The sequence below is a fragment of the Streptomyces asiaticus genome, assembly GCF_018138715.1.
Taxonomy (GTDB): Bacteria; Actinomycetota; Actinomycetes; order Streptomycetales; family Streptomycetaceae; genus Streptomyces; species Streptomyces asiaticus.
In genome coordinates this window covers 304,192-330,776 of sequence record NZ_JAGSHX010000006.1, presented here as the reverse complement: position 1 = coordinate 330,776, position 26,585 = coordinate 304,192, and the positions used below count along the sequence as shown (strand labels likewise).

The following is a 26,585-nucleotide window of genomic DNA, read 5'->3' as shown; positions in this document are numbered from 1 at the left end:
CTTGATGTCACCGCTGCCGTCGTTGTCAGCACTGCGTCTGCCCCTGCCGTCCTCGCTGCTGCTCGCGCCCATCAAAAGCGGTGTGGCCGCGGGCGTGCGGGATGCCGCCGGAGCCGTCGGACGGCTGGTCCGGCCCTCCGAGCGCGGGATCTGGTCCTACCCCGGGCGGTACTACATCGAGGTCCGCGGGGTGCACGGCATCGGCGGCGAGCAGGTGGCCCGCCGGGTGGAGCGGGCGCTCGAGGAGCATCCGCGGGTGCGGTGGGCACGGGTGAACTCGCCCTCCGAGCGGGTCGTGGTGGCCGTGGGCAAGCCGCCCCCGTCCGAGCTGGATCTGATCGCCCGGATCGAGCGCGCGGAGGTCCAGGAGCCCGTCGGGCCCACCGAGGAGTTCGACGAATGGGCCCCCGAGCCGCGCCACCCCTCCGGCGGTGCCAGGGACGCCCAGTCGCTGGCCGTCGTGGCCGCGGACGTCGTGGGGCTGAGCGTGGCGACCGCCCTGCGGCTGGCCCCCTGGCTCAAGCTGCCCACCGAGGTGGCCGCCGGCATGTCCGTCATCCAGAACCACCCCCGCCTGCGGCGCCTCGCCCTGGCCATCACCCGAGGCCGGCCGACCGAGCCGACGCTGCCGGTGCTGAGCGCGCTGACCCAGGGCGTGGCCACCCGGGGCGGGGGGCTCGCGCTCGACCTCATCCAGCGGATGGCCCTGTGGCGGGAGGCGGAGGCGGAGGGCCGGGCCTGGGCCGCGATGGAGCCGCACCTGGTGCACGGCCCCCAGGACGTGGTGGCCGAGCCCATCGTGGTCGAGCGGCCCGGACCGTCCCCCAAGGACACCGTGGAGCGCTTCGCGGAGCGCTCCATGGCGGTGGGGGCCGTGGCCGGCCTCCTCACCGCGCCCTTCGCCGGCCCGCGCCGCGGTTTCGCCGTCGGGTTCTCCTCCGTGCCCAGGGCGCCGGGGGCGGGCCGGGAGGGGTTCGCGACCAGCCTCGGCCGGTTCCTGGCGCTGCGCGGCGTCCTGGCCATGGACCGCAGCTCGCTGCGGCGGCTGGGCCGGGTCGACACCGTGGTGCTGGACGAGGCGGCGCTGCGCGGCGACCGCTACGAGCCCATCGACCTGGAACTCCTCGGCGGCGCCGACCCCGAGCGGACCGCCGAGCGGCTCTTCGACCTCTTCGACCCCGATGAGCCCCTGGAGACCCGCCGCGACAACGGATGGGTGCTCGGTCCCCTGGACCGGCTGGAGCTGACGGGCCGCACCGGGCAGCAGACCGCGGCGAGGCTCCGGCGCAGGGGCAGCGAGCGGGTGCTCGGCCTGGCCCGGCGGAGCAAGCTCCAGGCGGTGGTGGGCCTCGCGCCACAGACCGTGCCGGGCGCCGGGGCCGTGGCGGCCGCCGCCCGCCGGGCGGGGGCGCGCATCGTCCTGGCCACCGACCGGCAGCAGCCCACGGACATCACCTTCGCCGACGCGGTGGTTCCCTCCGGCGGCCGCCTGGTGGCCTCCGTACGCTCCCTCCAGGCCGACGGCGCCGTGGTGCTGCTGCTCTCCGGCAACCGCCGGGCCCTGGGAGCCGCCGACTGCGGCATCGGGGTGCACCGCGACGGCGAACCCCCGGCCTGGGGCGCGCATCTGCTCGTCGGCGCCGACCTGGAGTCGGCCGGGCTCATCGTGGACGCCGTCGGCGTGGCCGCGCGGGTCGACCGGGAGAGCGCCCTGCTGTCCGCCGGCGGCAGCGCCATCGGCGCGGTGGCCGCCCTCCAGGCGCCCCCGGACCAGGCCACCGCGCGCGGCGCGGCGTCGGGCACCACCGCGGGGACCCTGGCCTTCGCCCTGGGCAACTGGCGGGCGCGCCAGCTCCTGGCCCGCCCCATGGACCCGCCGGTGACCACCACCCCCTGGTATCTGATGCCGGTCCCCCGGGTGCTGGAGCGGCTGCGGACCGGGCCCGACGGGCTGACCCCGGAGGAGGCGGCAGCCCGCACCGCGCAGGGGCCGCGCCGGGGCGAGCCCTCCGGCACCACCCTGCCCGCCGCGTTCATCGAGGAGCTGGCCAACCCGCTCACCCCGGTCCTGGCCGCCGGAGCCGCCCTGGCCGCCGCCGTGGGCTCGCGCACCGACGCCGCGCTGGTGGCCGCCATCACCGGCGTCTCCGCGCTCGTCGGCGGATTCCAGCGGGTCAGGACGGAGCGGGCGCTGTCCGAGTTGTTCGCCCGGTCGGCGATCGGCGCCCGGGTCCGCAGGGGCGGTGCGGAACGCCTGGTGACCGCCGGGGACCTGGTCCCCGGCGACATCGTCGTGCTGGGCCCGGAGGACGTGGTGCCCGCCGACTGCCGGGTGCTGGAGGCCGAGGGGCTCGAGGTCGACGAGTCCTCGCTGACCGGCGAGTCCCTCCCCGTGCACAAGTCCCCGTCACCGGTCGTCGGCGCCCACATCACCCAGCGCCGGTCGATGCTCTACGAGGGCACCACGGTCTCCGCGGGGCGGGCGGAGGCCGTCGTCGTGGCCACCGGACCGGCCACCGAGGTCGGCCGCAGCCTGGCCACCGCCCGCCAGGCCGCCCCGGTCACCGGTGTCGAGGCCCGGCTGACCGCGCTCACCCGCTCCAGCGTGCCCATCGCGGTCGGGTCCGCCGCCGCGGTCGCCGGCGCCGGACTGCTGCACGGCCTGCCGCCCACCGAGAACCTCGCCTCCGCCGTCAACCTCGCCGTGGCGTCCGTCCCCGAGGGACTTCCGTTCCTGGTCAACGCAGCCCAGCTGGCCGCCGCCCGGCGGCTGGCCGACCTCGGCGCCCTGGTCCGCAACCCCCGCACCATCGAGGCCCTCGGCCGCGCCGACGTGCTGTGCTTCGACAAGACCGGAACCCTCACCGAGGGCACCCTCCAGCTCGCCGCGGTCAGCGACGGCGGCGGCCCGCTCCCCGCCGACCGGCTCGACGCGCCCCGTAAGGCGGTGCTCGCCGCCGCCCTGCGCGCGACCCCGCCGGCCCGCCAGGCCGAGCCCATGGCGCACCAGACCGACCGCGCGGTGAGCGTCGGAGCCCGCCGGGCCGGGGTCGGGGTGCGGCGCGGGGCGCCCCGCTGGCGCCGTACCGACTCGCTGCCGTTCGAACCCTCCCGCGCCTACCACGCCACCGCCGGGCGCACCCCGCACGGCGCCCTGCTCAGCGTCAAAGGGGCGCCCGAGGGCGTCCTGGAGCGGGTCGCCCGGCGGCGCGCACCGGGCACCGGACGGACCGTCCCACTGGACGCGGAGGACATCAAGAAGCTGGCCGACGCCGCCGAGGAGCTGGCCGGGGCGGGGCGGCGGGTGCTGGCGGTGGCCGAGCGCCCGATGCGGGAGGGCGAGGACCTTACCGATGACACCGTGCGGGACCTGGACTTCCTCGGCTTCATCGCGCTCGCCGACCCCGTCCGCACCAGTGCCGGCCCGGCCACCGAGCGGCTGCGCGAGGCCGGGGTGCAGACGGTGATGCTCACCGGCGACCACCCCGCCACCGCGGACGCCATCGCGGCCACCGTCATGGGCGTCCCGGAGCCCAAGGTGAGCACCGGTCCCGAGCTGGACGAGATGGACGACGAGCGGCTGGACGAGCTGCTGCCCACGGTGGACGTGATCGCCCGGTGCAGCCCGCACCACAAGGTCCGCATCGTCCAGGCCTACCAGCGCCTCGGCCGGGTGGTGGCCATGACCGGCGACGGCGCCAACGACGCCCCCGCGATCCGGCTCGCGGACGTCGGGATCGCCCTCGGCAGGCGGGGCACCCCCGCCGCGACCGCCGCGGCGGACCTCGTCGTCACCGACGACCGCCTGGAGACCATCGTCTCGGCCCTGATGGAGGGGCGCGCCATGTGGGCCTCGGTCCGGGCCGCCCTCGCCATCCTCATCGGCGGCAACTTCGGCGAGGTCACCTTCAGCGTGGCGGCCTCCGCCCTCACCGGCACCACGCCCCTGAGCGCGCGTCAGATCATGCTGGTCAACCTGCTGACCGACCTCGCGCCCGCGCTCGCCATCGCGGTGCGCGAGCCCACCGGGCACACCGGCGAACGGCTGCTCAAGGAGGGCCCCAGCCGCTCGCTGGGCGTGTCGCTCACCAAGGAGATGCTGCTGCGGGGCGTCATCACGGCCGCCGGGGCCGGACTGGCGTGGACCGGCGCCCGGGTCACCGGCCGGAGGCGCCGGGCCAGTACGGTGGCGCTCGCCGCCCTGGTCGGCACCCAGCTGGCGCAGACGCTGACGACGGGCGGCCTGGACCGGCACGTCCTGATCGCCGGCCTGGGCTCCGCCGCGGTGCTCGCCGCCATCGTCCAGACCCCGGGCGTCAGCCAGTTCTTCGACTGCACCCCGCTCGGCCCGTTCGCCTGGGCCATCACCCTGGGCTCCATCACCGTGGCCACCCTGTTCGGCCCCATCCTCGCGCCGATGCTGCGCCTCGACAGGATGCCGCCCGAGGAGGAGGCGGAGGAGGGGCGCACGGACGCCGCGGACGGGCCGGCGGCCGCCGCACCGCGGTGAGCACCGAACCTCTTGCGCCGCCCGGCCCGAGCGATAGTGTTGAATGTCCCGGTTTGAGATGGCGGGGGCGGGTCGGTGCGGAGGAGGGCGTGATGCGGAGCCGAGAGCGGTATGAGCTGGTCTTCCTGGATACGGCCGCCCCGGACCCGGGAGCCGAGGACGTCGTGGTGGTGCACCGCACGGAGAGCAGCGGTCCGGGCGGCCACCCCGTGTACGTGGACGACACCGGCATCGTGCGGGCGGAGATCAGCGACCGCGCGGAGGTACGGATGATCGCCAGCGGCGGTCATCAGGTGCACGCCGCCGCGGTCAGCGCCCGCCCGGTGTCCTGAGTCACCCGTCCGGCGCCCCGAGCCGTCTGTCGTTTCCGCAGGTCGGCGCCGTTGTCAGTGGGGCCAGCTAAGTTTGGCGCCAATGGGGGTCCGAAGAGCGATCGAAACGATCGAGGTGCGGCGATGAGTGATGTGGCGTCGGTGGACGGCGCGGCCGGTGTCGAGCTCCAGCTGGAGCCGTACCGCACGCAGCTGACCGGTTACTGCTATCGGATGCTGGGCTCGGCCTTCGAGGCCGAGGACGCGGTGCAGGAGACGATGGTGCGCGCCTGGCGGGGCCTGGACCGCTTCGAGGGCCGGTCCGCGCTGCGGTCGTGGCTCTACCGCATCGCCACCAATGTGTGCCTGGACATGCTCAGCGGGAGCAAGCGGCGGGCCCGCCCCATGGATCTGACCTCCGCGGCCACCCCGTTCCCGGCCACGCTCGCCGAGCAGCCGGAGGCCACCTGGATCGGGCCGGTCCCGGACGGCCAGGTGCTGCCGGACGGGGGAGACCCCGCCGAGGTGGCGGCCCAGCGGGACGCGGTGCGGCTCGCGTTCATCGCCGCGCTCCAGCACCTGGCGCCCCGGCAGCGGGCGGTGCTGATCCTGCGCGAGGTGCTGGCCTGGAAGGCGAGCGAGGTCGCCGAGCTGCTGGGCACCACGGTCGCGTCGGTCAACAGCGCGCTCCAGCGCGCCCGGGCCACCCTCGCCGCGAGCCAGGTCAGCGACTCCGACCCGGTCAAGCCGCTGGACGAGGAGCAGCGTGCGCTGCTGGCCCGCTATGTGGACGCCTTCGAGCGCTATGACCTGGACTCCCTCACCGCCCTGCTGCACGAGGACGCCACGCTCTCCATGCCGCCGTACGAGCTGTGGCTGCGCGGCCACGAGGACATCCGCCAGTGGCTGGTGGGCCATGGCATCGGCTGCCGCGGCTCCCGCCTGGTCCCGACCGTGGCCAACGGCATGCCCGCCTTCGGCCAGTACCGCCCGGGCGGCGCCGACGGCCGCCATGAGCCCTGGGCGCTTCAGGTCCTGGAGATATCAGGGGGCCGGATCACCGGGCTCAACTCCTTCCTGGACACCGAGCGCCTCTTCCCGCTGTTCGGCCTCCCCGCCTGGCTCGGGCCCGAGGGCGTGGCCTAACGCCGCGGGGGCCGTCAGGGCCTCGTCCAGCCCCGTCCAGGCGAGCAGCCGCCGCAGTTCGCCGCGGGCGTTGCGGAGCTGGATCCCGCGCCCCAGCCGGCCGGCGGTCAGCCGCAGCCGGGCCAGGGCCTCGACCACGGTCAGGTCCGGCCGCCCCACCCCGCCCACGTCCACGGTGACCGGCCCCGGACCGGACCGGCGCGCCAGTGCGGTCAGCCGTTCGCACAGCCGCGCCACCTCGGCTCGGGTGACCGGCTGGGTCAGCACCAGCACGGCCGGGGACGGCATGGGCGGATTCTCGGGCTCGGGACCGGTCAACGTCCACCTCCTGTCGCGGCGTTCACCGGTGCAGACCGCCCGGCCCGGGAAAAATCATCGGAGAACATGCGGCTGTGCCGCACGTTCTCCGACAATGGCGGGTCAGTTGTTCTGGACGAACTGCTTCGCCAGGCCGTCGCCGACCGACACGGCCTTGCCGTGGTTCTCGATGGGGGAGACGGAGGAGTTCTTGAACAGGATGTACGTCACCCCCGACTCGGCGCCGCCGGTCTCCGGGTCGGGGTCGATGCCGAGCGCGTTGGCCGTGGCGTAGGACGCCTCGCCGATGATCTTGTTCGGCCCGGTGTCGCCCACCACCGCGTACTCGACCTTGTTGTTGTAGATGACCGCGACCACGCCGCCGCCCTTGATGCCGGCCTGCCGGTAGTCCCAGGTGGAGCTCGGGCTCGGCACCACGACATAGGGCAGCTTGTCGGCGACGAGGGGCTTGCCGTCCGACTGGTGGAAGGCGGTGTCGTCCTGGAACCACGGGTCGGTGTCCTCGTTGCACCGGGAGGTCACCTGGCCATCGCAGTCGACGTCCATGTCGGCCTTCCAGAAGACCGCCCCATTGGCCCCGCAGACCGGGACGGTGGCCGATGTCTCGTCGTCGGTGCGGTACTTGCCGCTGGATATCTGGGAACAGCCCTGCACCTTGGCGAGCAGCTGCGCCGCGGTGACCGTGCCCTCCTTGGTGGACGCGGGGGCCGGCGCGGGTCCCCGGGTGTTGGCGTGGGCGCCGGCGGTGACGGAGCCGGCCAGCAGACCGGCCGTGGCGATCACGAACGCTAAACGCTTGCGCATAGGACACCCCTTTGTTAGGAACCTTTCCTAACCTCGACGGGGGCATCTTGGGTGAATTGATAAGCTCATGTCAATACGTGCGGCGCCGCGGAAGCCGATGCGCATTGCCGCGCGAATCGGCGGCGTTCACAGCAACTTCCCGCAGACGCTCTCTCTCAGTCCGTGGCCCGCACCAGCTTCAGCAGCCGGGTCACCTCGCGCGCCACCGCCTCACGCCCGGCCGCGACATACCGGCGGGGGTCGACCACCTCGGGGTGACCGGCCAGATGGTCGCGGATCGCCCGGGTGTAGGCCACGTTCAGATGGGTGGCGATGTTCACCTTCGTCAGCCCCGCCTCCACCGCCCGGGTCAGATCCGCCTCGGGCACCCCGGAGGAGCCGTGCAGCACCAGCGGTACCGGCACGGCCGCGCGCAGCGCCGCGACCAGCGGCAGATCCACCACCGCGGCCTTGACGACCATGGCGTGCGAGGTGCCCACCGCGACCGCGAGCGCGTCCACCCCCGTGGCCGCCACATAGGCGGCGGCCTCGGCCGGTTCGGTCCTGGCGCCCGGCGCGTGGACGCCGTCCTTGCCGCCCACCTCGCCCAACTCGGCCTCCACCCACACCCCGTGGGCATGGCAGCCGGCCACCACCTCGGCGGTCGCCGCCACATTGCCGTCGTAGTCCAGGGCCGAGGCGTCGAACATCACCGAGCCGAAGCCGAGGTCCACCGCCTCCCGCACCAGCTCCGGCCCGGTGGCGTGGTCCAGATGCACGGCCACCGGCACCCGGGCCGCGCGGGCCACCTCCACGGTCGCCCGCCCGATGGCGGCCAGGGCGCCGTGATACCGCACCGCGTTCTCGCTGATCTGGAGGATCACGGGCGCGCCCGCCGCCTCCGCCCCGGCCACGATGGCCTGGGCGTGCTCGATCTGGATGACATTGAACGCACCCGCGCCGAGCCCGGCCCGCGCGGCCGCCCCGACGATCTCTCCGGTGGCCACCAGTGGCATCAACCGGCTCCTTCCACCCGTTCCCGTGTTCCGGCCGTATCCGTCATGCGCCCGGCCCCGCTCAGCCGAGGATCACCGAGCGGGTGAGATGGCGCGGCTCGTCGGGGTCGAGCCCGCGCGCCGCCGCGATCGCGACCGCGAGCCGCTGCACCACCACCAGTTCGGCCAGCGGGTCGCGGCCGAAGCCGGCGACCCGGCCGCCGGTGCGGGTGATCTCCTCGTCCGCCACGTCCGACGCGCCCTCGCCCAGCCACCACACCACGCTCCGCGGGCCGGTCACGCTGATCGGGCCGTGCCGGTACTCCTTGGCCGGATACGCCTCGGTCCACGCCCCCGCCGCCTCGCGCATCTTGAGCGCGGCCTCCTGGGCGACCCCGTAGGTCCAGCCCCGCCCGAGGAAGGTGAACTGCCCGGCGTCCACGAGCGGCCCGGGCAGCGGCTCGGCGAGCGCCGCCTCCCCGTCCGCCTCCAGACGGTCCAGGGACGCGCCCAAGTGGGCGCGGAGCAAGGCGAGTTCGGTGGTGGCCCAGCGGGTCTGCACCACCGACCGCTCATCGGCGAAGTCGAGCACCACCGCGGCGTCCGCGGCGCCCACGACCGGGGAGTCGGGGACCGCCGTGACGACGGTGGTGGGCACCCGGCCGCGCACCGCGCCGAGCAGCTCCAGCACCTCGGTCGTGGTGCCGGACCGGGACAGCGCGACCACCCGGTCGTAGCCGCGGCCGAGCGGCATCTCCGACGCCGCGAACGCGTCCGTCTCGCCCTGGCCCGCCGCCTCGCGCAGCGCCGCGTACGACTGGGCGATGAACCACGAGGTGCCGCAGCCGACGACGGCGACCCGCTCACCCGCCCGGGGCAGCGCCGCCCGTACGGGTCCCTCCGGATCCCGGGCCAGGGCGATGGCGCGCCGCCAGCAGTCGGGCTGGCTCGCGATCTCGGCCTCGGTGTGGCTCATGGGGCTCCCCTCGTCGCACGGATGACCCGAGCAATATGAATGCGTGGAGTTGCTTCGTACGGGCTGATAATGCGCAGAATCACGCACGGAAGTCCAGAGCCGATGCATGCGAGGAGCGGGTAGGGTGATCGGCGTGAAACGGCCCGAGCGCTGGAACGCCCTGCTGGATCTGCTGGCCAGGGACGGCACGATCGATGTCGAGGAGGCGGCCGCCGAGCTGGCGGTGTCCGCCGCGACCATCCGGCGCGACCTGGATGAACTCGCTCAGCAGCAGATGCTGACGCGCACCCGCGGCGGCGCGGTCGCGCACAATCTCTCGTACGACCTACCGCTGCGCTACAAGACCGCCAGGCGCGCCTCGGAGAAACAGCGCATCGCCGCGGCCGCGGCCCGGATGGCCGAATCCGGCTCGATCGTGGGACTCAACGGCGGGACGACCACCACCGAGGTCGCCCGCGCGCTCTCCACGCGCGGCGACCTCTCCGCACCGGGCGGCGGCCCGGCCGTCACGGTCGTCACCAACGCCCTGAACATCGCCAATGAGCTGGCGGTGCGCCCCCAGGTGAAGATCGTGCTCACCGGTGGGGTGGCCCGTCCGCAGTCCTTCGAGCTGATGGGTCCGCTGGCCACCGGGGTGCTGGACCAGGTGTCGCTGGATCTGGCGATCCTCGGCGTGGACGCGCTGGACACGGTCCAGGGCGCGACCGCCCACCATGAGGGGGAGGCCAGCATCAACCACCTGATGGCCGGCCGGGCCACCCGGGTGGTGGTCGTGGCCGACAGCTCCAAGCTGGGCCGCCGGGCGTTCGCCCGGATCTGCGCACTGGACGAGATCGATGTGCTGATCACGGACACCGGCGCCGATGAGGAGCTGGTCGCTCCGTACACCGAGGCCGGTGTCCACGTGATCAGGGCCTGAGCTCTGATCAGGCCCTGAAGCCCGATCAGGGCCTGAGGCGTACGCCTATGCCTACGCGTACGCCTACGCCCTGGCGGCGGTCAGCAGGGCCGCCACCCGCTCGACGGCGAACGCGTAGCCCTGGACACCGCAGCCGGCGATCACCCCGCTGGCCAGCGCGGAGACATAGGAGTGGTGCCGGAAGGTCTCCCGCTGGTGGATGTTGGAGATGTGCACCTCCACGATCGGCAGACCGTCGCAGGTGGCCAGGGCGTCGCGCAGGGCGACCGAGGTGTGGGAGTACCCCGCGGGGTTGATGATGACCGCCGCGTGGCGCTCCCGGGCCTCATGGATCCAGTCGATCAGCTGGCCCTCGTGGTTGCTCTGCCGGCAGTCGGTCGTCAGACCGTGCGGCACGGCCGTCTCGGCCACCAGCTTCTCGATGTCGGCCAGCGTGTCGGTGCCGTAGATCTCGGGTTGCCGGCGGCCCAGGAGGTTCAGGTTCGGTCCGTTGAGCACCATGATCGTGGAGCGGTCGCGCATGGGGGTGGTGGTCATGGCGGGTGGTCCTTCCTGGGCGGTCGGCACTTCGAGGGGCGGTTCACCGGGGGCACCGACCCGCGAGGCATCGTAGATCAGGGATATGACACCACGGTGGACGGCACGGTGGAGGTGCCCGAGGTGGGAGATCCGGTGTCATTGATGACGCGCTCGTACTGGCCTTGGCCGCCGAGCGAGACGACCAGCAGATTGTGGAACTTCACCCCCGACGCGTTCGGCGCGGCGAAGCCGTGGTGCTGCACGATGCTCGGGTCGACGTTGTAGTAGCAGTAGCTGCCGAGCCCCCATCCCTCGTGCGTGGTCACCGAATCGGCCACCTTGTAGGCGGCGTACCCCTTGATCGAGCCGTTCTGGATGGCCGCCTGGTTCGGGGCGTCGTACGCCTTCTCGTTCTGGAAGAAGATGGTCCGGCCCCGCTGTCCGAACCACTGCACGTCGTACTTGTTGAAGTGCTCCACGAACAGCCCCGTGGCCAGCACGTCGTCGCCGTTGACCCGGACGCCGTAGTCGGCGCGGTTGGTCTCCCAGCCGACCCCGTCGCCGTGGTCGGCGCGCCAGACCCAGGTGTGGTCCACGATGGTGTGCCGACTGTTGATCACCATGCTGGTGGTGGCCTTGCCGGGGCCCGCGCCACCGATGCGGATGAACACGTCCTGGACGGTGGTGGGGTTGGCCGAGTGGTCGGCGGAGGCCCCTTGCGGGCCGACCTCCAGCAGCGTGGCGGAGTTCACCGGTCCGGCGTCGATCAGGAAGCCGGCCAGCCGCACCCCGTCGACATCGGCGACCTTCAGCGCGGTGACGCCGTTGTCGGGGATGAGCGTGGCGTAGCCGAGCCCGAGGACGACGGTGTTCGCGCGGTTCACCTGGACCGGCCGGTCCAGGTGGTAGATCCCCGGGGTGAGCAGCAGATGCAGCCCCTGGGTGAGCGCCTCGTTGAGGGTGGCCGCGGTGACACCGGGCTTGGCCACGTAGAACTGCGACAGGGGCAGCGAGGTGCCTCTGGGGGTGCCGTTGCCCCAGGTGACGCCGCGGGCGTTGGTCCGCTTCTCGGGCAGGAAGACCCGGTACTCGCCGCCGTTGAGATACAGGAAGGGCTTCTCCCGGGAGATGGGGGTGGTGTTGAGCGCGGTGTACGGCGGGTTGGGGAAGGTCTGCCCGGGCGCGCCCTCCACACCGGAGAACACCATGTTCCACACGCCGTTGAGCCAGCCGCCGATCGCGCTGTCGCGGGTGTACCACTGTTGCTGGGAGTACGGTCCGACCTGGCCGTCGATGCGGCTGTCCGCGATGTAGCCGCCGCTCGCCCAGCCGTAGCCGTTGGGGGCGAGGTTGAGCCCGCCGCGGACGTGCATCCGCCGGAAGGGGGCCGCCTGCGCCACGGCCCAGCGGTTTGTGCCGTTGACCGGTACGACCGCGAGGTTCTCCGCCGAGCGCCAGAAGTTCTGGGTGGCGTTGCCGTTGAACCACCCGGCGTCCACCGTGATGTCGCCGTTGATGGTCGTGTCGTCGGGGGACAGCCCCAGTCCGGCGATGGAGGTGTAGAAGCCGATCTGGGCGTTGAGCCCGCTGTAGCTGCCGGGCTTGAACAGCAGGGCGTAGCGCCCGGTGCCGAACTGCGCCGACTCCTGCTTCTTGAACACCTCGTCCAGCTTGGCCTGGATGCCGGGCGTGGACGGGTCGAAGACGATCACGTTCGGGCCGAGGTCGCCGCCGCCCGGCAGGGCCTTGGGGCTCCTGGACCGGCCGGAGGGGGCGGCGGCCGCGGAAGTGGCCAGGCCGCCGAGGGCGGGAGCCGATGCGACGGCGGCCGCGGCGCCGAGCACCGCCCGGCGGCCGACCGCGGAGCGGCCGGAGGAGGAAGACGTGGGGGAAGACGTGGGGGAAGGCGTCATGGGGGCGTCTCTCCTGGTTCAGTAAATGAACGGGATGGGGGTGAGGGAGCGCTCTCTTGCCGTCGCATGCTTCATCCGTGTGAACGACTCGTCAAGAGTTGTGACCGCAGTCCTTACATGTTGTTGCTTTTTGAACGTCAACTGCCCTGGTGGATCCGCTGGTTCGGGGGAACTTGCGGAGATTTGTGGTCGGCCATGCCTCTGGTCGTTGTGTTCAAGAGAGAAAGGAGAACTGGCGTCTGATCCTTTCCGCTCGACGCCTTGACACCTTCGCGGCCCCGCCCGGACACTCCCATCTCGGAGAGCGCTCTCCCGCTGTTGTCGCGGGCCGGTGACGGCCCGTCATACGGGCGGCCCGGCCCGCACCCACGGCGTCGCGAGTCCTCGCCGTGCGAGGGCCGCCCGGCCACCTTCACCCTCTCTCCATGTGGCAGGAGTCTCCATGGCACGGAGATCGAAGATCGTTTCATCCACCCTGATCGCGGGCGCGCTGCTGCTGACCTCGCTCGGGCTCGGTGGAATCGCGATGAGCGCCGAGACGCCCGCGGCGAAGTCCGCGGGCGGCGGTGTCACGGCGACCCACGCGGCCCACGCGGGGCACACGGCCCACGCGGGGCACACGGCCCACGCGGGGCACGCCATGGCGGCGTCGTCCGCCGCCTCGCCGGAGGACCCGGACGGCGACGGCTACATTCCCGCGAACCTGCCGGTCACCGGCGTCACCCCGTCCACGAAGGAGCCGCCCCACCGCTACTTCCACGAGTTCCAGGCGAACTGCTCGGTGAGCCACACCAAGGCGGACGACCCCATCGTGTATCCGCAACGGCCGGGCGCGTCCCATGACCACACCTTCATGGGCAACACCACGACCGACGCGGCCAGCACCACGGCCTCCCTCGACGCCGGCCGCACCACCTGCAAGGCGCCGGGGGACAAGTCGGGCTACTGGATGCCCACGCTGTTCAACGGCGACAAGCCGGTGCTGCCCACCGGCCCGCAGACCATCTACTACAAGGCGGGCGTAACCGACTACACCAGTGTCCGGCCGTTCCCCAAGGGCTTGCGGTTCGTGGTGGGCGATCCGATGCAGACCGCCGAGCAGTTCCGCCGTCACCCCGGCTTCGTCGAGGGCTGGGAGTGCGGCGACAGCTACTTCAACGTCGAGTTCCCCAAGGACTGCCCGAGCCGTCCCGAGGTCCAGCTCAACATCCGTTTCCAGGCGCCCAGTTGCTGGGACGGCAAGTACCTGGACACGCCCGACCACCGCAGCCATATGGCCTACCCGGTGGTCAATCCCGGCACGAACAACAACGTGTGCCCCGCCGACCACCCGGTGGCGCTGCCGATGGTCGAGTTCAAGATGGCCTTCCCGGTCAACGGTGACCTCTCCCGGGCGAGGCTGGCCAGCGGTCCGAGCTGGTCGTTCCACTACGACTTCTTCAACGCCTGGGACGCGCCGACGCTCAAGGCGCTGGTCGACCACTGCGTGGTCGGGGCGCTCCAGTGCGACGCCCGCGGCTATGACCAGACCCACCCCGAGGCCGGAGCGGCCCTCGACGAGAACTACGAGCTGCCGTAGCCGCCGCACCTGCCGTAGCCGCCGCACCTCCCGTACCACCGCGGCCCGGCCGCCCGCGGGACACACCGCCGCGGCCGGGCCGTCCGCACCCGACTCCCCCCGCCGACACACCGAAAGACACCACCATGACCCGGATCCGTACCGCACCACGCCGTATCGCGGCGCCCCTCGCCGCCGGTCTGCTGGCCGCCGGTGCCCTCGCGCTGCCCGGCCAGCAGGCACACGCCGCCGGAAGCGTCGTCAAGGTCACCGGCGCCCAGGGCGACTGGCGGCTGACCGTGGACGGCCAGCCGTATCAGATCAAGGGCCTGACCTGGGGCCCCGCCATCGCGGACGCCGACCGCTACCTCCCCGATCTGCGGTCGATGGGCGTGAACACCATCCGCACCTGGGGCACCGACGCCACCAGCAAACCCCTCTTCGACTCCGCGGCCGCCCACGGCATCAAGGTGATCGCCGGATTCTGGCTCCAGCCCGGTGGCGGCCCGGGCAGCGGCGGCTGTGTGAACTACCGGACGGACACCGCCTACAAGGATCAGATGGCCGCCGAGTTCACCAAGTGGGTCTCCGCCTACAAGGACCACCCGGGCGTGCTGATGTGGAACGTGGGCAACGAGTCGGTGCTCGGCCTCCAGAACTGCTACAGCGGTGATGAGCTGGAGCGGCAGCGGGACGCCTACACCACGTTCGTCAACGACATCGCTAAGAAGATCCATGCCATCGATCCCGGCCACCCGGTGACCTCCACCGACGCCTGGACCGGCGCGTGGCCGTACTACCGGAAGAACGCCCCCGACCTCGATCTGTACGCCGTCAACTCCTACAACGCCGTCTGCGACATCAAGGCCACCTGGGAGCAGGGCGGTTACACCAAGCCGTACATCGTCACCGAGACCGGCCCGGCGGGGGAGTGGGAGGTCCCCGACGACTCCAATGGTGTCCCCGAGGAGCCCACCGACCAGGCCAAGGCCGCGGGCTACACCAAGGCGTGGAACTGCGTCACCGGCCACAAGGGCGTCGCGCTCGGCGCCACGATGTTCCACTACGGCACCGAGGACGACTTCGGCGGCGTCTGGTTCAATCTGCTGCCCGCCGGCCAGAAGCGGCTGTCGTACTACGCGGTGAAGAAGGCGTACGGAGCGGACACCTCGCGCGACAACACACCGCCGGTCATCTCCTCACTGGCCGTGGAGGGCGATGCCGCCAAGGTGGAGGCGGGCCGCGACCTGACGCTCGCGGTCAAGGCCACCGACCCCGACGGCGACGCCATTTCCTACCAGGTGCTGGGCAGCACGATGTACCTCGACAAGGACAAGAGGCTCATCCCGCTGCCCGCCACCGCCCTCGGCGGCGGGCGGCTGAGGGTCACCGCGCCGGACCGCCCCGGGGTGTGGAAGGTGTACGTCAAGGCCACCGACGGCAAGGGCAACGTCGGCGTCGAGACCCGATCCGTGCGGGTGGTCCCGCCCGCCGTGAACGGCACCAACGCGGCCCTCGGCAGGCCCGCCACCGCCTCCTCGTACCAGACGGGTGGTGGCGACTGCCCCTGCGCCCCGGCCAACGCGGTGGACGGCAAGGCCGACACCCGCTGGGCCGCCGACTGGAGCGATCCGCAGTGGCTCCGGGTGGACCTCGGCGCGTCCACCTCCTTCACCCACGTCCAGCTGGTGTGGGAGGCCGCCTACGCCAAGGCGTACACCATCCAGACCTCCGACGACGGCAACAGCTGGCGTACCGTCCGTGAGGTGACCGACGGCAACGGCGGTGTGGACGACTTCGACGTCACGGGCACCGGGCGCTATGTGCGCGTCCACGGCACGGCCCGTGGCACCGGCTACGGCTACTCGCTCTACGAGTTCGGGGTCTACCGCTGAGCCACCGAGGACGGTGGCGGGAGAGCGCTCTATGCCCCCGAGGCGCACGGCCACTAGGGTGCGGGCATGAACCGACAGGCCCCGACCTTGGAGGATGTCGCCCGGGAGGCCGGTGTCTCCCGGGCGACCGTGTCCCGGGTCGTCAATGGCGTCCGCAATGTGGATCCGGCCATCCAGGACCTGGTCCGGCTGGCGATCGAGAGGACCGGCTACGCGCCCAACCGGGCGGCCCGATCGCTGGTGACCCGGCGCACCGGCACCGTGGCCCTCGTCGTCTCCGGGGCCGGGGACACCTCGGAGGAGGAGCAGAACGCCTTCGCCGCACGGGTGTTCTCGGACCCGTTCTTCGGCCGGGTGGTCGGTGGCGTGGTGGGATTCCTGCGGCCGCGCTCGATGCACCCGGTACTGATGTTCGCCGAGTCCCCCGAGGCCCGGCAGGAGGTGGTGAGGTATCTGCGGCAGGGGAACGCCGACGGGGCCCTCGTGGTGTCCACCCACCCCGACGATCCACTGCCCGCGCTGCTGGCCGGGGCCGGACTGCCCGCCGTGCTGTTCGCCCGGCCCGTGCGGCCGGTGGCGCTGAGCCATGTCGACCTGGCGCACTGGGACGGTGGCCGCATCGCCGCCGAGCGCCTGCTGGCCCGGCGGTGCCGGAAGGTGGCCACCGTGTCGGGGCCGTGGGCCGTGGCGGCGAGCCAGGAGCGGCTCGCCGGATTCCGCGACACCATGGCCCGCGGCGGCCACCCGTACGTTCCGGTGGCCGAGGGCGGCTTCACGCTGGACAGCGGGGTGGCGGCGATGACCGCGCTGCTCGCCGAACACCCCGATGTGGAGGGGGTGTTCGCGGCCAACGACCTGATGGCCCAGGGGGTCTGCCAGGTGCTGCGGGAGCGGGGCCGGCGGGTCCCCGAGGATGTCGCGGTGGTCGGCTTCGACGACTCCAGCGTGGCCGCCACCTGCCGGCCGCCACTGACCTCGGTGCGCCAGCCGGTGGAGGACATGGCGGCGGCGATGGCCCGGCTGCTCGACGAGCACGTCCGGGGCCTGCGCACCGATCCGGTCGCGGTCCTCTTCGAACCGGAGCTGGTGGTACGGGAGTCGGCGTAACGGCACGGAGGAGTCGGCGTAACCCTACGCCAGCCATGTGCGTCGCCCCTACGCCAGCCGCGTGCCCAAGGTCGTGCGCCACGCCGGGGACGGCTCCGGCGAGGGCCCGGCGGGCAGGCGGCGCCCACCGCGGGCGAAGAAGTCCGCGAGCGGCAGGATCGCGGCGCCCACCGTCACCGCGTCCGGCCCCAGCGCCCCCAGGTCGATGCCGACGCGTCCGGACGGGTACGGCAGCGCGTACGAGAGCGCGTGGCGGCGCACCGAGTCCAGGAAGCGCGAGCCGAGCTGGAGCCCGGCCCAGCCGCCGACCAGGATGCGCTCGGGCTGGAAGAGGTTGATCAGGTCGGACAGCCCAGCGCCCAGGTACTCCGCCGTCTCGGCGAGGACGGCGGCCGCCACCGGGTCCGGGGCGCCACCATCCGCGGGGTAGGCGGCGGCCAGCATCGCCGTCAGGGCGGTCTCCTCGTCGGTGTCGGACGGTGGCTGTCCGCCCGCCTCCTGCCAGCGTTCCAGCAGCGCCTCCGCGCCCGCGTACGCCTCCAGGCAGCCCAGCGCCCCGCAGCGGCACCGGCGGCCCCGCACCCGCACGGTGAGATGGCCCCACTCCACCGCCCGGCCGTGCTCGACGTCGTCGGTCACGACGCAGGCGCCGACGCCCGATCCGAAGAGCACCACCACCGCGTTGCGCGCACCGCGCCCGGCGCCGAACCACATCTCGGCCTGCCCCAGCGTCTTGGCGCCGTTCTCGATGAAGTACGGGACCTCCTGGGGGAGATGGCCCGGTCCGCGCAGCATCCGCTCCAGCGGGACCGCCTCCCAGCCGATCGGCTGGCAGTGCACCACCGCACCGCCCTCCTCCGCACCGCCCTCCTCGGAGTGCTCGACGATGCCGGGGACGCCGATGCCGACGCCGAGGAGCCGATCGGGGGTGAGCCCGGCCGCCGCCAGGACCTCGGCGATGCCGTCGCGGATATGGCCCGCGATCAGTTCGCTGTCGTAGCGGTCCCGGTGTCCGGCGCCGCGCGTGGGCAACGGCCGGTCGGCATGGGCCCGTTCGGCCAGCGCGAGATCGAACAGCTCGACGCGGACCCGGGTCTCGCCGACATCCACCCCGATCATGTGGCCGCTGTGCGGGGTGATCCGCAGCAGGGTGCGGGGGCGGCCGCCGTCGGAGTCCACGCTCCCGGCCTCCTCCACCAGCTCCTCGGCGAGCAGTTCGGCGACCACATTGCTGATGGAACCTGAACTCAGCCCGGTCGCTGGGGCCAGCGAATAGCGGCTCATCGGCCCGTCGAGGTACAACCGGCGCAGCACGGCGGCACGGTTCTCCCGCCGCAGGTCACGAACCGTACGGCCGTTGTTCGCCGTCACCTGGCCTCCTCAACTCCGGGCTCCGCGCCGCAAGATACCTCCGCCGGATCTCTTGACGCGACCTTCTCTTGAGGTTTAACTCACGTCCTAAATTAAGCCGTGAGAGGCTTCGGGAGTTGAACGCGGTGGCATACCCGGGCCCTTCTTGGCACTCACCCCTCCCGGAAGGGACACCAGGAGCCATGCGCAGCATCCGAGTCGCGGCCATAGGCGCCGTCACCTTGTCACTCGCCCTCGCCGTCTCGGCCTGCGGAGGCGGTTCCTCGACGGCCGGTGGCGGCGGATCCAACGACTCGCCGAAGACGCTCACGTACTGGGCCTCCAACCAGGGCGCCAGCATCACGGTGGACAAGAAGGTCCTGAAGCCCGAGCTCGACAAGTTCGAGAAGAAGACCGGGATCAGAGTGAAACTCGAGGTCGTTCCCTGGTCCGAGCTGCTGAACCGGATCCTCACCGCCACGACCTCCGGCCAGGGGCCGGATGTGCTGAACATCGGCAACACCTGGAGCGCCTCGCTCCAGGCGTCCGGGGCGCTGCTGCCGTGGGACGACAAGAACTTCGGCAGCATCGGCGGCGAGGACCGCTTCGTGGCCTCCGCCCTCGGCTCGACCGGGATGAAGGGTGAGGACCCGGCCGCGGTGCCGCTGTACTCGATGGCGTACGCGCTCTACTACAACAAGAAGATGTTCGCCGACGCGGGCATCTCCAAGCCCCCCGCCACCTGGGACGACCTCGTCGCCGACGGCAAGAAGCTCTCCAAGGACGGCAAGTGGGGGCTCGGCGCCGAGGGCGCGAACCTCTCGGAGAACATCCACCAGGTCTTCGTCTTCGCCAAGCAGCACGGCGCAGACTTCTTCACCGCCGACGGCAAGCCCGACTTCACCTCGGACGGCGCGGTCACCGCGATCAAGCAGTATGTCGACCTGATGGCGAAGGACAAGATCATCGCCCCGGGCAATGCCGAGTACGCGCAGAACCAGTCCCTCAGCGACTTCGCCAAGGGCAAGACGGCCATGGTCCTGTGGCAGACCGCCTCCGCCACCTTCGCCTCCCTGGGCATGAAGGACGACGAGTGGGGCGTGGCCCCGGCGCCCGTACGCTCCGGCACCCCCGGCACCGGCACCGCCGTCAACTCGATGGTCGCGGGCATCAACCTGGCCGTCTTCAAGAACACCGACAACCACGACGGCGCCCTGAAGTTCGTGAAGTTCATGACCAGCGACGCCGAGCAGAAGATCCTCAACAAGGCGTACGGCTCCATCCCGCCGGTCAAGGCCGCCCAGTCCGACCCCGCGTTCAACAACCAGGCGACCGCCGCCCTGCGGGACACCCTCGCCAAGAGCGCCGAGGCGCTGCCGCAGGTGGCCGACGAGTCGCAGTTCGAGACGTCCGTGGGCACGGCCGTCAAGGAGCTGTTCGCGGACGCCGCCGCCGGACGCCCGGTGACCACCGCGTCGGTGAAGGCCAAGCTGGAGAAGGCCCAGCAGCAGATGCCGGCGAAGTGAGCGCGGACACCTCATGACCACCACGACCGCCATCGCGAAGGCAGACCGGCGGACCGTGTCGGGGAGCACCCCCGGGGCGGCGCGAGGTCCGCGCCGCCCCGGGCGGATCCGCCGCATCGGGCTGCCGTATCTGCTGCTCCTGCCCGCCCTGGTCCTCGAGCTCCTGGTCCATCTGGTGCCGATGGTGATGGGCATCCTGATGAGCTTCAAGGCGCTCACCCGGTTCTCCATCCGGGACTGGAGCGCCGCGCCCTGGTCCGGATTCGACAACTACAAGATCTCGGTGGACATCAACGCGCCGGCCGGTGAGGCGCTGCTCCACTCGTTCTGGGTCACCTGCGGCTTCACCGTGCTGTCCGTCGGGCTGTGCTGGCTGCTGGGCACCGCCACCGCCATCTTCCTCCAGGACACCTTCCGCGGCCGGGGTGTGCTGCGCACCCTGTTCCTGGTCCCGTACGCGCTGCCCGTCTACACGGCCGTCATCACCTGGGCGTTCATGTTCCAGCACGACAACGGGCTGGTGAACCACGTCCTCCACGACCAGCTGGGCCTCACCGACAAGCCCTCGTTCTGGCTGATCGGCGACAACAGCTTCATCGCGCTGCTCACCGTGTCGGTGTGGAAGGGCTGGCCGTTCGCCTTCCTCGTCGTCATGGCCGGTCTCCAGAACATCCCCAAGGAGCTCTACGAGGCGGCCGCCCTCGACGGCGCCGGAATGTGGCAGCAGATCCGCCGCATCACCCTGCCCTCGCTGCGCCCGGTCAACCAGGTGCTGGTGCTGGTGCTGTTCCTGTGGACGTTCAACGACTTCAACACCCCGTATGTGCTGTTCGGCAAGGCAGCGCCGGAGGCCGCGGACCTCATCTCGATCCACGTCTACCAGACGACGTTCGCCACCTGGAACTTCGGCACCGGGTCCGCCATGTCCGTCCTGCTGCTGCTCTTCCTGCTCGTGGTGACGGGCTTGTACCTCCTGCTGACCTCCCGACGAAGGAAGACGGCCGATGTCTAGCACCTCCCCGGCGCGGCCCCGCTCACCGATGGCCGCCCCCCGGTCCTTCCTCTGGGCCCGCCGGATCTTCCTCACCCTGCTCACCGGGTTCGTCCTGCTGCCGGTGTACGTCATGGTCTCCAGCTCCCTGAAGCCACTGGAGGACGTCTCGGGGACGTTCCGCTGGCTGCCGAGCGGGCTGACCATCCGCCCCTACATCGACATCTGGTCGACGGTCCCGCTCGCCCAGTACTTCATGAACTCGGCCATCGTGGCGGGCGCGGCCACCGTCTGCTCGGTGGTGATCGCCGTCTTCGCCGCGTACGCGGTCAGCCGGTACCGGTTCCGGGGCAAGCGGGTGTTCACCGTCACCGTCCTGTCCACCCAGATGTTCCCCGGGATCCTCTTCCTGCTGCCGCTGTTCCTCATCTACGTGAACATCGGCAACGCCACCGGCATCGCCCTCTTCGGCTCCCGGGGCGGCCTCATCCTCACCTATCTCACCTTCTCGCTGCCGTTCTCGATCTGGATGCTCATCGGGTACTTCGACTCGGTGCCGCGCGATCTGGACGAGGCGGCGCTGGTGGACGGCTGCGGACCGCTGGGTGCGCTGTTCCGGGTCGTCGTCCCGGCCGCGATCCCCGGCATCGTCGCCGTCGCCGTCTACGCGTTCATGACCGCCTGGGGCGAGGTGCTCTTCGCGTCCGTGATGACCAACGACACCACCCGCACCCTCGCCGTGGGCCTCCAGGGCTACGCCTCCCAGACCGAGGTGTACTGGAACCAGGTCATGGCCGCCTCGCTCGTCGTCAGTGTCCCCGTGGTCGCGGGCTTCCTGCTGCTTCAGCGCTATCTCGTGGCGGGACTCACGGCCGGAGCCGTGAAGTGACCGGCCTTCCCACCTCTGACCTTCCCACCTCCGGCCTTCCCACCCCTGACCTTCCCACCTCTGAAAGGACGTACGTGTCCGAACTCCTGGACCTCACAGCCTTCCCGCACGACTTCCTGTGGGGCACGGCCACCTCCGCCTACCAGGTCGAGGGAGCCGTCGCCGAGGACGGACGGTCGCCCTCGATCTGGGACACCTTCTCGCACACCCCCGGCAAGGTGGCGGGTGACGACCACGGCGATGTGGCCTGCGACCACTACCACCGCTGGCGCCAGGACATCGGGCTGATGAAGCGGCTCGGCACCAACGCCTACCGGCTGTCCATCGCCTGGCCACGGGTGGTGCCGGGCGGCGACGGGCCGGTCAACGCCAAGGGGCTGGCCTTCTACGACGAGCTGATCGACGGCCTGCTGGAGGCGGGCATCACCCCGTCCGTCACCCTGTACCACTGGGACCTGCCCCAGGTGCTCCAGGACCGGGGCGGCTGGCCCGAGCGCGACACCGCGGAGCACTTCGCCGCGTACGCCTCGGTGGTGGCCGACCGCCTCGGCGACCGGGTGTACCACTGGACCACTCTCAACGAGCCGCTGTGCTCGGCCTGGATCGGCCACCTCGAGGGCGTGATGGCGCCCGGGCTCACCGATCTGACCGCGGCGGTCCGCGCCTCGTACCACCTGCTGCTCGGCCACGGCCTCGCCGCTCAGGCGATCCGGGCCGCCGCGCCACGCGCCGAGGTCGGCATCGTCAACAACCTCAACACCGTGGAGGCGGCCACCGACCGGCCGGAGGACCAGGCCGCCGCACGGCGCATGGACGGCCACACCAACCGCTGGTGGCTGGACCCGGTGCACGGCCGTGGGTTCCCTGCCGACATGCGCGAGGTGTACGGGGTCGAACTGCCGGAGCACCCCGGCGACCTGGAGACGATCGCCGCGCCCCTGGACTGGCTGGGCCTGAACTACTACTTCCCGGCCACCGTCACCGACGACCCCACCGGCCCGGCCCCGCACGCCCGCGCCGTCCGCCGCCCGGACGTCCCGCGCACGGGCATGGACTGGGAGGTCGACGCCGGCGGCATCGAAAGCCTGCTGTTGCGCCTGACCGGCGAATACGGCGCCCGCAAGCTGTACGTCACCGAGAACGGCTCCGCCTACCCCGATGTCGTACGGCCGGACGGGACCGTGGACGACCCCGAGCGCCAGGACTACCTCGTCCAGCACCTCGCGGCCTGCGCCTCGGCGGTCCGCAAGGGTGCTCCGCTGGCCGGGTACTTCGCCTGGTCGCTGCTGGACAACTTCGAGTGGGCCTACGGCTACGACAAGCGCTTCGGCCTCGTCCATGTCGACTATCGCACCCAGGTCCGCACCATCAAGGGGACCGGCCACCGCTACGCGGAGATCATCCGCGACCACCGGGGCCGGGCCCGCCGCGCCGCCTAGGGGGTGTCCGAGGGGCCTTGACGCCTGCGGCGGGCTTGTTCCCCTCCCCGCCCCTTCCCGAAACCGGGGCTCCGCCCCAGACCCCGCAACCGGGGCTCCGCCCCAGACCCCGCAACCGGGGCTCCGCCCCAGACCCAGGGTCGGGGCTCCGCCTCAGACTCCGGGCCGGGGCTCTGCCCCAGACTCTGGGTCGGGGCTTCGCCTCAGACCCCGCAACCGGGGCTCCGCCCCAGACCCCGCAACTGGGGCATCCGCCCCAGGCCCCGGGCCGGGGCTTCGCATCAGACTCCGGGGCGGGGCTTTGCCCCAGACCCAGGGTTGGGGCTTGGCCTCAGTCTCCGGGTTGGGGCTCTGCCCCAGACCTCGGGTCGGGGCTTCGCCTCAGACTCCGGGTCGGGGCTCCGCCCAGACTCCGGACTGGGGATCCGCCTCAGACCCAGGGGCGGGGCATCGCCCCAGATCCAGGGCCGGGGCTCCACCCCAGACCCCGCAACCGGGGCATCCGCCCCAGCCCTCGGGCCGGGGCTCTGCCTCAGACCCCGAAACCGGGGCTTTGCCCCAGACCCAGGGTCGGGGCTCTGCCCCAGACTCCGGGCCGGGGCTCCGCCCCTTCTCGCGGCATCGATATGCGGTTCCGCCGCGTGGCGGGGCTCCGCCCCAGACCTCGGGGTCCAGGGGCGGAGCCCCTGGTAACGGGAAGGGGCGGGGAGGGGAAAAGTCCACCCGCGGCACACAGCCACAACGCACAACGCACAGCACATCGGCACCACGGCACACCGGCACTTCGGCACGAACACCCATCGGCACCACAGCGTGCCCCCCCACAACCTCATCGAGGAGAGCCGCATGCCATCCCGTACCCCCCGCATCCTGCTGAGCGCCCTCGCCACCCTGGCCACGGTGGCGGTGCTGACCACGGGCCCGGCCCTCGCCACACCCACCACGCACTCCACCGCGGCCGCCGCCCAGGCGACCGCTCAGGCGACCGCCCAGGCGACGTGGGACACCGACCGGGCCGCGGCCGCGTACGCCGCGAACCACGGCGCCGTCACCGCGTCCGGCAGCGAGAACGACGGCACCGCGCCGGGCCTGGCCTTCGACGGCAACGGATCGACCCGCTGGGCCAGCCCGTTCACCGACGACGCGTGGATACGCGTCGACCTCGGCGCCACCATCCGGATCGACCGGGTCGTCCTGGACTGGGAGGCCGCCTACGGCAAGAAGTACGTCCTGGAGGTGTCCAAGAACGGCACCGACTGGACCCCCTTCTACACCGAGGACGCCGGGACCGGAGGATCCCTCACCGCCCACACCCATCCGCAGGACGTCGTCGGACGCTACGTACGGATGCGTGGCATCGAGCGCGGCACGCCCTACGGCTACTCGCTGTACTCGTTCAAGGTGTACGGCGGAGAGCCCGCCCCGGCGTCCACGACCCGGACCAATCTCGCCCTGAACCACCCCGCCTACTCCAACTACTACCAGCACGCGGGCAACTCACCCGCCTTCGTCACCGACGGCGGCTGGCCCGCCAACCTCAAGGACGACCAGACCCGCTGGTCCAGCGACTGGAACGCCAACCGCTGGGTCTCGGTGGACCTCGGCGCGACCTCCACGATCGACACCGTCGACCTCTACTGGGAGGCGGCCTACGCCGTCGACTACCAGGTACAGGTGTCCGACGACAACCGCACCTGGCGCACGGTATACCAGCCCTCCGCCGCCGAGGTGGCCGCCCGCCGCGCGGATGTGAAGTCCCCCGCGGACGCGGTGGGCCGCCATGACACCGTGAAGCTGTCGCAGCCCGCCACCGGTCGCTATGTACGGATGCTGGGGAAGGAGCGCCGCTCCTTCTACAACCCGGCCCCGGCCACCGCCCAATTCGGCTACTCCCTCTACGAGTTCCAGGTCTGGGGCACCGGCGGAAGCGCCTCCGCCGCGTACCCGGCCCTCCCCGGTGAACAGTCCGGGGCGTACCGGACGACGTTCTTCGACGACTTCACCGGCGCCTCCCTCGACCGCTCGAAGTGGCGTGTGGTGCGGACCGGCCAGGAGATGGGGTCGGTCAACGGCGAGTCGCAGGCGTATGTCGACTCCTCCGACAACATCCGCACCGAGAACGGCAATCTCGTCCTCAGGGCGAAGTACTGCAAGGGGTGCACCCAGGCGGGCGGCGGCACGTACGACTTCACCTCCGGACGCATCGACACCCACACCAAGCTGGACTTCACCTACGGGCGGGTCAGCGCCCGGATGAAGCTGCCGGTCGGCGACGGCTACTGGCCCGCGTTCTGGCTGCTGGGCAGCGATGTGGACGATCCCTCGGTGTCCTGGCCCTCCTCCGGTGAGACCGACATCATGGAGAACATCGGCTACGCCGACTGGACCAGCACCGCCCTGCACGGCCCCGGCTATTCGGCGGACGGCAACATCGGCGCCCGCCAGACCTACCCGGGCGGCGGCCGCGCCGACCAGTGGCACACCTACGCGGTGGAGTGGACACCCACCGGGATGCGCTTCCTCGTCGACGACCGGGTGGTCCAGGAGACGAGTCGCAACAAGCTCGAGTCCACCCGTGGCCAGTGGGTCTTCGGCCACAACCAGTACGTGATCCTCAACCTCGCCCTGGGCGGGGCGTACCCGGCCGGGTGGAACAAGGTCACCACCCCCTACTGGGGCCTGCCGCAGTCCAGCGTCGACCGGATCGCGGCCGGGGGAGTGCAGGCGGAGGTGGACTGGGTGCGCGTCGAACAGAAGGGGTGAGCGCTGCATCATGGACCGTTGACGGGCGGCCGCCGTGGCCGCCCGGCATCGGGAAGCAGCGGAAGAAGGAGGAGCGCCGATGAGGGTGGCGTTGCACTCGGTTCTCAAGGAGGGCCAGGAGTCCGGTTATGAGCAGGTGCACGCCACGGTCCCGGAGGACCTGCTGGCGGCGCTGCGCCGAGCCGGGATCACCAACTGGCGGATCTGGCGCAGCGGACGCCATCTCTTCCACCTCGTGGACTGCGAGGACTTCGCCGCCGCGATGGCGGCGCTGGACGAGGACCCGGCCAACCAGCGCTGGCAGGAGTTCATCGGCGCGTACGTCGACCACTTCGAGGACACCGGCGGTTCCCCCGCCGAGGCGGAGCGGATGGCGCTGGGCGAGGTGTGGGAGCTGCGCGCCCAGGCCGAGGCCGCCGAGCGCGGCTAGAGGGCGCCCCCGGGGCCCCGCCCCTGGAGCCTGGGGTCTGGGGCGGAGCACCCCACGCGGCGGAGCCGCATATCGTCAGGTGCTGGGAAGGGGCGGGGAGGGGAACAGCCCGCCGCAGGCGTCAAGACGGGCGTCAAGACGGGCGTCAAGACGATCGGCCGAACCGGCGGAGCCTACCGGTCCGGATCGTTCGGCGCAGCCTTTCATCAGACCTTGAGTACGGGTGAGAACGGGGCGAACGCGTCCA

At 71.9% G+C, this 26,585-nt stretch carries 20 protein-coding genes; 13 read left to right on the top strand and 7 right to left on the bottom strand.

Translation table 11 applies throughout. The features are described from left to right. The first annotated feature begins 4 nt into the window (after window positions 1–4). The 3 genes from KHP12_RS08780 to KHP12_RS08770 all read left to right on the top strand — a co-directional run bounded on the left by KHP12_RS08780 (window position 5) and on the right by KHP12_RS08770 (window position 5,967). Window positions 5–4,510, top strand: coding sequence for a cation-translocating P-type ATPase (locus KHP12_RS08780; RefSeq protein WP_211832418.1), 4,506 nt, complete (start codon window positions 5–7; stop codon window positions 4,508–4,510). A gap of 92 nt (window positions 4,511–4,602) precedes the next feature. Next, window positions 4,603–4,842, top strand: a complete 240-nt coding sequence (locus KHP12_RS08775; RefSeq protein ID WP_044567872.1) for a DUF6296 family protein — start codon at window positions 4,603–4,605, stop codon at window positions 4,840–4,842. Between the two features lie 123 nt (window positions 4,843–4,965). Continuing rightward, a complete protein-coding gene (locus KHP12_RS08770; RefSeq protein WP_086883926.1) occupies window positions 4,966–5,967 on the top strand; it encodes a sigma-70 family RNA polymerase sigma factor in 1,002 nt (333 codons plus the stop codon). Here the strand turns inward: KHP12_RS08770 and KHP12_RS08765 are convergent. The 4 genes from KHP12_RS08765 to KHP12_RS08750 form a co-directional block, all read right to left on the bottom strand. Continuing rightward, window positions 5,866–6,285, bottom strand: a complete 420-nt coding sequence (locus KHP12_RS08765) for an STAS domain-containing protein (RefSeq protein ID WP_244203101.1) — start codon at window positions 6,283–6,285, stop codon at window positions 5,866–5,868. The two genes, KHP12_RS08770 and KHP12_RS08765, sit on opposite strands and share 102 nt — an antisense overlap. A 102-nt stretch (window positions 6,286–6,387) precedes the next feature. Continuing rightward, entirely contained in the window at window positions 6,388–7,089 is a 702-nt protein-coding gene (locus KHP12_RS08760; RefSeq protein ID WP_086883925.1) for a glycoside hydrolase family 75 protein, read from the bottom strand. A 155-nt stretch (window positions 7,090–7,244) separates the two neighbouring features. Further along, entirely contained in the window at window positions 7,245–8,084 is an 840-nt protein-coding gene (locus tag KHP12_RS08755) for a class II fructose-bisphosphate aldolase (RefSeq protein ID WP_211832416.1), read from the bottom strand. A gap of 61 nt (window positions 8,085–8,145) precedes the next feature. Beyond that, window positions 8,146–9,039, bottom strand: a complete 894-nt coding sequence (locus KHP12_RS08750; RefSeq protein WP_086883923.1) for an SIS domain-containing protein — start codon at window positions 9,037–9,039, stop codon at window positions 8,146–8,148. Window positions 9,040–9,172: 133 nt separating this feature from the next. On the opposite strand from KHP12_RS08750, the gene KHP12_RS08745 reads away from it, so the two are divergent. Further along, on the top strand, window positions 9,173–9,958 hold the full coding sequence (locus KHP12_RS08745) for a DeoR/GlpR family DNA-binding transcription regulator (RefSeq protein WP_086883928.1): 786 nt from the start codon (window positions 9,173–9,175) through the stop codon (window positions 9,956–9,958). Between the two features lie 63 nt (window positions 9,959–10,021). On the opposite strand, the gene aroQ is transcribed toward KHP12_RS08745, so the two are convergent. Further along, window positions 10,022–10,495 carry a type II 3-dehydroquinate dehydratase gene (aroQ, locus tag KHP12_RS08740; protein WP_208653137.1) on the bottom strand — a complete coding sequence of 158 codons (474 nt, stop codon included), beginning with the start codon at window positions 10,493–10,495 and terminating at the stop codon, window positions 10,022–10,024. Window positions 10,496–10,572: 77 nt separating this feature from the next. Beyond that, a complete protein-coding gene (locus tag KHP12_RS08735) occupies window positions 10,573–12,390 on the bottom strand; it encodes a pectate lyase-like domain-containing protein (RefSeq protein WP_211832403.1) in 1,818 nt (605 codons plus the stop codon). Window positions 12,391–12,832: 442 nt separating this feature from the next. Here KHP12_RS08735 and KHP12_RS08730 point away from each other — a divergent pair, with 442 nt between their 5' ends. The 3 genes from KHP12_RS08730 (at window position 12,833) to KHP12_RS08720 (ending at window position 16,950) form a co-directional block, all read left to right on the top strand. After that, on the top strand, window positions 12,833–13,969 hold the full coding sequence (locus KHP12_RS08730) for a DUF1996 domain-containing protein (protein ID WP_211832400.1): 1,137 nt from the start codon (window positions 12,833–12,835) through the stop codon (window positions 13,967–13,969). Window positions 13,970–14,094: 125 nt separating this feature from the next. After that, on the top strand, window positions 14,095–15,843 hold the full coding sequence (locus KHP12_RS08725) for a discoidin domain-containing protein (RefSeq protein WP_211832397.1): 1,749 nt from the start codon (window positions 14,095–14,097) through the stop codon (window positions 15,841–15,843). A gap of 66 nt (window positions 15,844–15,909) precedes the next feature. Then, a complete protein-coding gene (locus tag KHP12_RS08720; protein WP_086883919.1) occupies window positions 15,910–16,950 on the top strand; it encodes a LacI family DNA-binding transcriptional regulator in 1,041 nt (346 codons plus the stop codon). Between the two features lie 48 nt (window positions 16,951–16,998). On the opposite strand, the gene KHP12_RS08715 is transcribed toward KHP12_RS08720, so the two are convergent. Further along, window positions 16,999–18,321 carry an ROK family protein gene (locus KHP12_RS08715; RefSeq protein WP_086883918.1) on the bottom strand — a complete coding sequence of 441 codons (1,323 nt, stop codon included), beginning with the start codon at window positions 18,319–18,321 and terminating at the stop codon, window positions 16,999–17,001. A gap of 182 nt (window positions 18,322–18,503) precedes the next feature. Here KHP12_RS08715 and KHP12_RS08710 point away from each other — a divergent pair, with 182 nt between their 5' ends. From KHP12_RS08710 to KHP12_RS08685, 6 genes are all read left to right on the top strand, one after another. Beyond that, window positions 18,504–19,826 (top strand): ABC transporter substrate-binding protein, encoded by a 1,323-nt coding sequence (locus KHP12_RS08710; RefSeq protein WP_211832382.1) that lies wholly within the window; start codon window positions 18,504–18,506, stop codon window positions 19,824–19,826. A gap of 13 nt (window positions 19,827–19,839) precedes the next feature. Then, window positions 19,840–20,838: a carbohydrate ABC transporter permease gene (locus KHP12_RS08705; RefSeq protein WP_211832380.1), complete on the top strand. Its 999-nt coding sequence runs from the start codon at window positions 19,840–19,842 to the stop codon at window positions 20,836–20,838. Beyond that, on the top strand, window positions 20,831–21,706 hold the full coding sequence (locus tag KHP12_RS08700) for a carbohydrate ABC transporter permease (protein WP_086883915.1): 876 nt from the start codon (window positions 20,831–20,833) through the stop codon (window positions 21,704–21,706). Before KHP12_RS08705 ends, KHP12_RS08700 begins: the two co-directional genes overlap by 8 nt. Before the next feature lie 74 nt (window positions 21,707–21,780). Beyond that, on the top strand, window positions 21,781–23,145 hold the full coding sequence (locus KHP12_RS08695) for a GH1 family beta-glucosidase (RefSeq protein ID WP_211832377.1): 1,365 nt from the start codon (window positions 21,781–21,783) through the stop codon (window positions 23,143–23,145). A gap of 846 nt (window positions 23,146–23,991) precedes the next feature. Further along, complete coding sequence (locus KHP12_RS08690) at window positions 23,992–25,908, top strand: discoidin domain-containing protein (RefSeq protein ID WP_210608754.1); 1,917 nt, start codon at window positions 23,992–23,994, stop codon at window positions 25,906–25,908. Between the two features lie 79 nt (window positions 25,909–25,987). Beyond that, a complete protein-coding gene (locus tag KHP12_RS08685) occupies window positions 25,988–26,338 on the top strand; it encodes an L-rhamnose mutarotase (RefSeq protein ID WP_137981484.1) in 351 nt (116 codons plus the stop codon). Window positions 26,339–26,585: the final 247 nt, after the last annotated feature.

Excerpts from the sequence above, each read along its gene's own strand:
- KHP12_RS08780 (WP_211832418.1), top strand. The coding sequence starts at position 5 with ATGTCACCGCTGCCGTCGTTGTCAGCACTGCGTCTGCCCCTGCCGTCC.
- KHP12_RS08775 (WP_044567872.1), top strand. The coding sequence starts at position 4,603 with ATGCGGAGCCGAGAGCGGTATGAGCTGGTCTTCCTGGATACGGCCGCC.
- KHP12_RS08770 (WP_086883926.1), top strand. The coding sequence starts at position 4,966 with ATGAGTGATGTGGCGTCGGTGGACGGCGCGGCCGGTGTCGAGCTCCAG.
- KHP12_RS08760 (WP_086883925.1), bottom strand. The coding sequence starts at position 7,089 with ATGCGCAAGCGTTTAGCGTTCGTGATCGCCACGGCCGGTCTGCTGGCC.
- KHP12_RS08755 (WP_211832416.1), bottom strand. The coding sequence starts at position 8,084 with ATGCCACTGGTGGCCACCGGAGAGATCGTCGGGGCGGCCGCGCGGGCC.
- KHP12_RS08750 (WP_086883923.1), bottom strand. The coding sequence starts at position 9,039 with ATGAGCCACACCGAGGCCGAGATCGCGAGCCAGCCCGACTGCTGGCGG.
- aroQ (WP_208653137.1), bottom strand. The coding sequence starts at position 10,495 with ATGACCACCACCCCCATGCGCGACCGCTCCACGATCATGGTGCTCAAC.
- KHP12_RS08735 (WP_211832403.1), bottom strand. The coding sequence starts at position 12,390 with ATGACGCCTTCCCCCACGTCTTCCCCCACGTCTTCCTCCTCCGGCCGC.
- KHP12_RS08730 (WP_211832400.1), top strand. The coding sequence starts at position 12,833 with ATGGCACGGAGATCGAAGATCGTTTCATCCACCCTGATCGCGGGCGCG.
- KHP12_RS08725 (WP_211832397.1), top strand. The coding sequence starts at position 14,095 with ATGACCCGGATCCGTACCGCACCACGCCGTATCGCGGCGCCCCTCGCC.
- KHP12_RS08720 (WP_086883919.1), top strand. The coding sequence starts at position 15,910 with ATGAACCGACAGGCCCCGACCTTGGAGGATGTCGCCCGGGAGGCCGGT.
- KHP12_RS08710 (WP_211832382.1), top strand. The coding sequence starts at position 18,504 with ATGCGCAGCATCCGAGTCGCGGCCATAGGCGCCGTCACCTTGTCACTC.
- KHP12_RS08705 (WP_211832380.1), top strand. The coding sequence starts at position 19,840 with ATGACCACCACGACCGCCATCGCGAAGGCAGACCGGCGGACCGTGTCG.
- KHP12_RS08700 (WP_086883915.1), top strand. The coding sequence starts at position 20,831 with ATGTCTAGCACCTCCCCGGCGCGGCCCCGCTCACCGATGGCCGCCCCC.
- KHP12_RS08690 (WP_210608754.1), top strand. The coding sequence starts at position 23,992 with ATGCCATCCCGTACCCCCCGCATCCTGCTGAGCGCCCTCGCCACCCTG.
- KHP12_RS08685 (WP_137981484.1), top strand. The coding sequence starts at position 25,988 with ATGAGGGTGGCGTTGCACTCGGTTCTCAAGGAGGGCCAGGAGTCCGGT.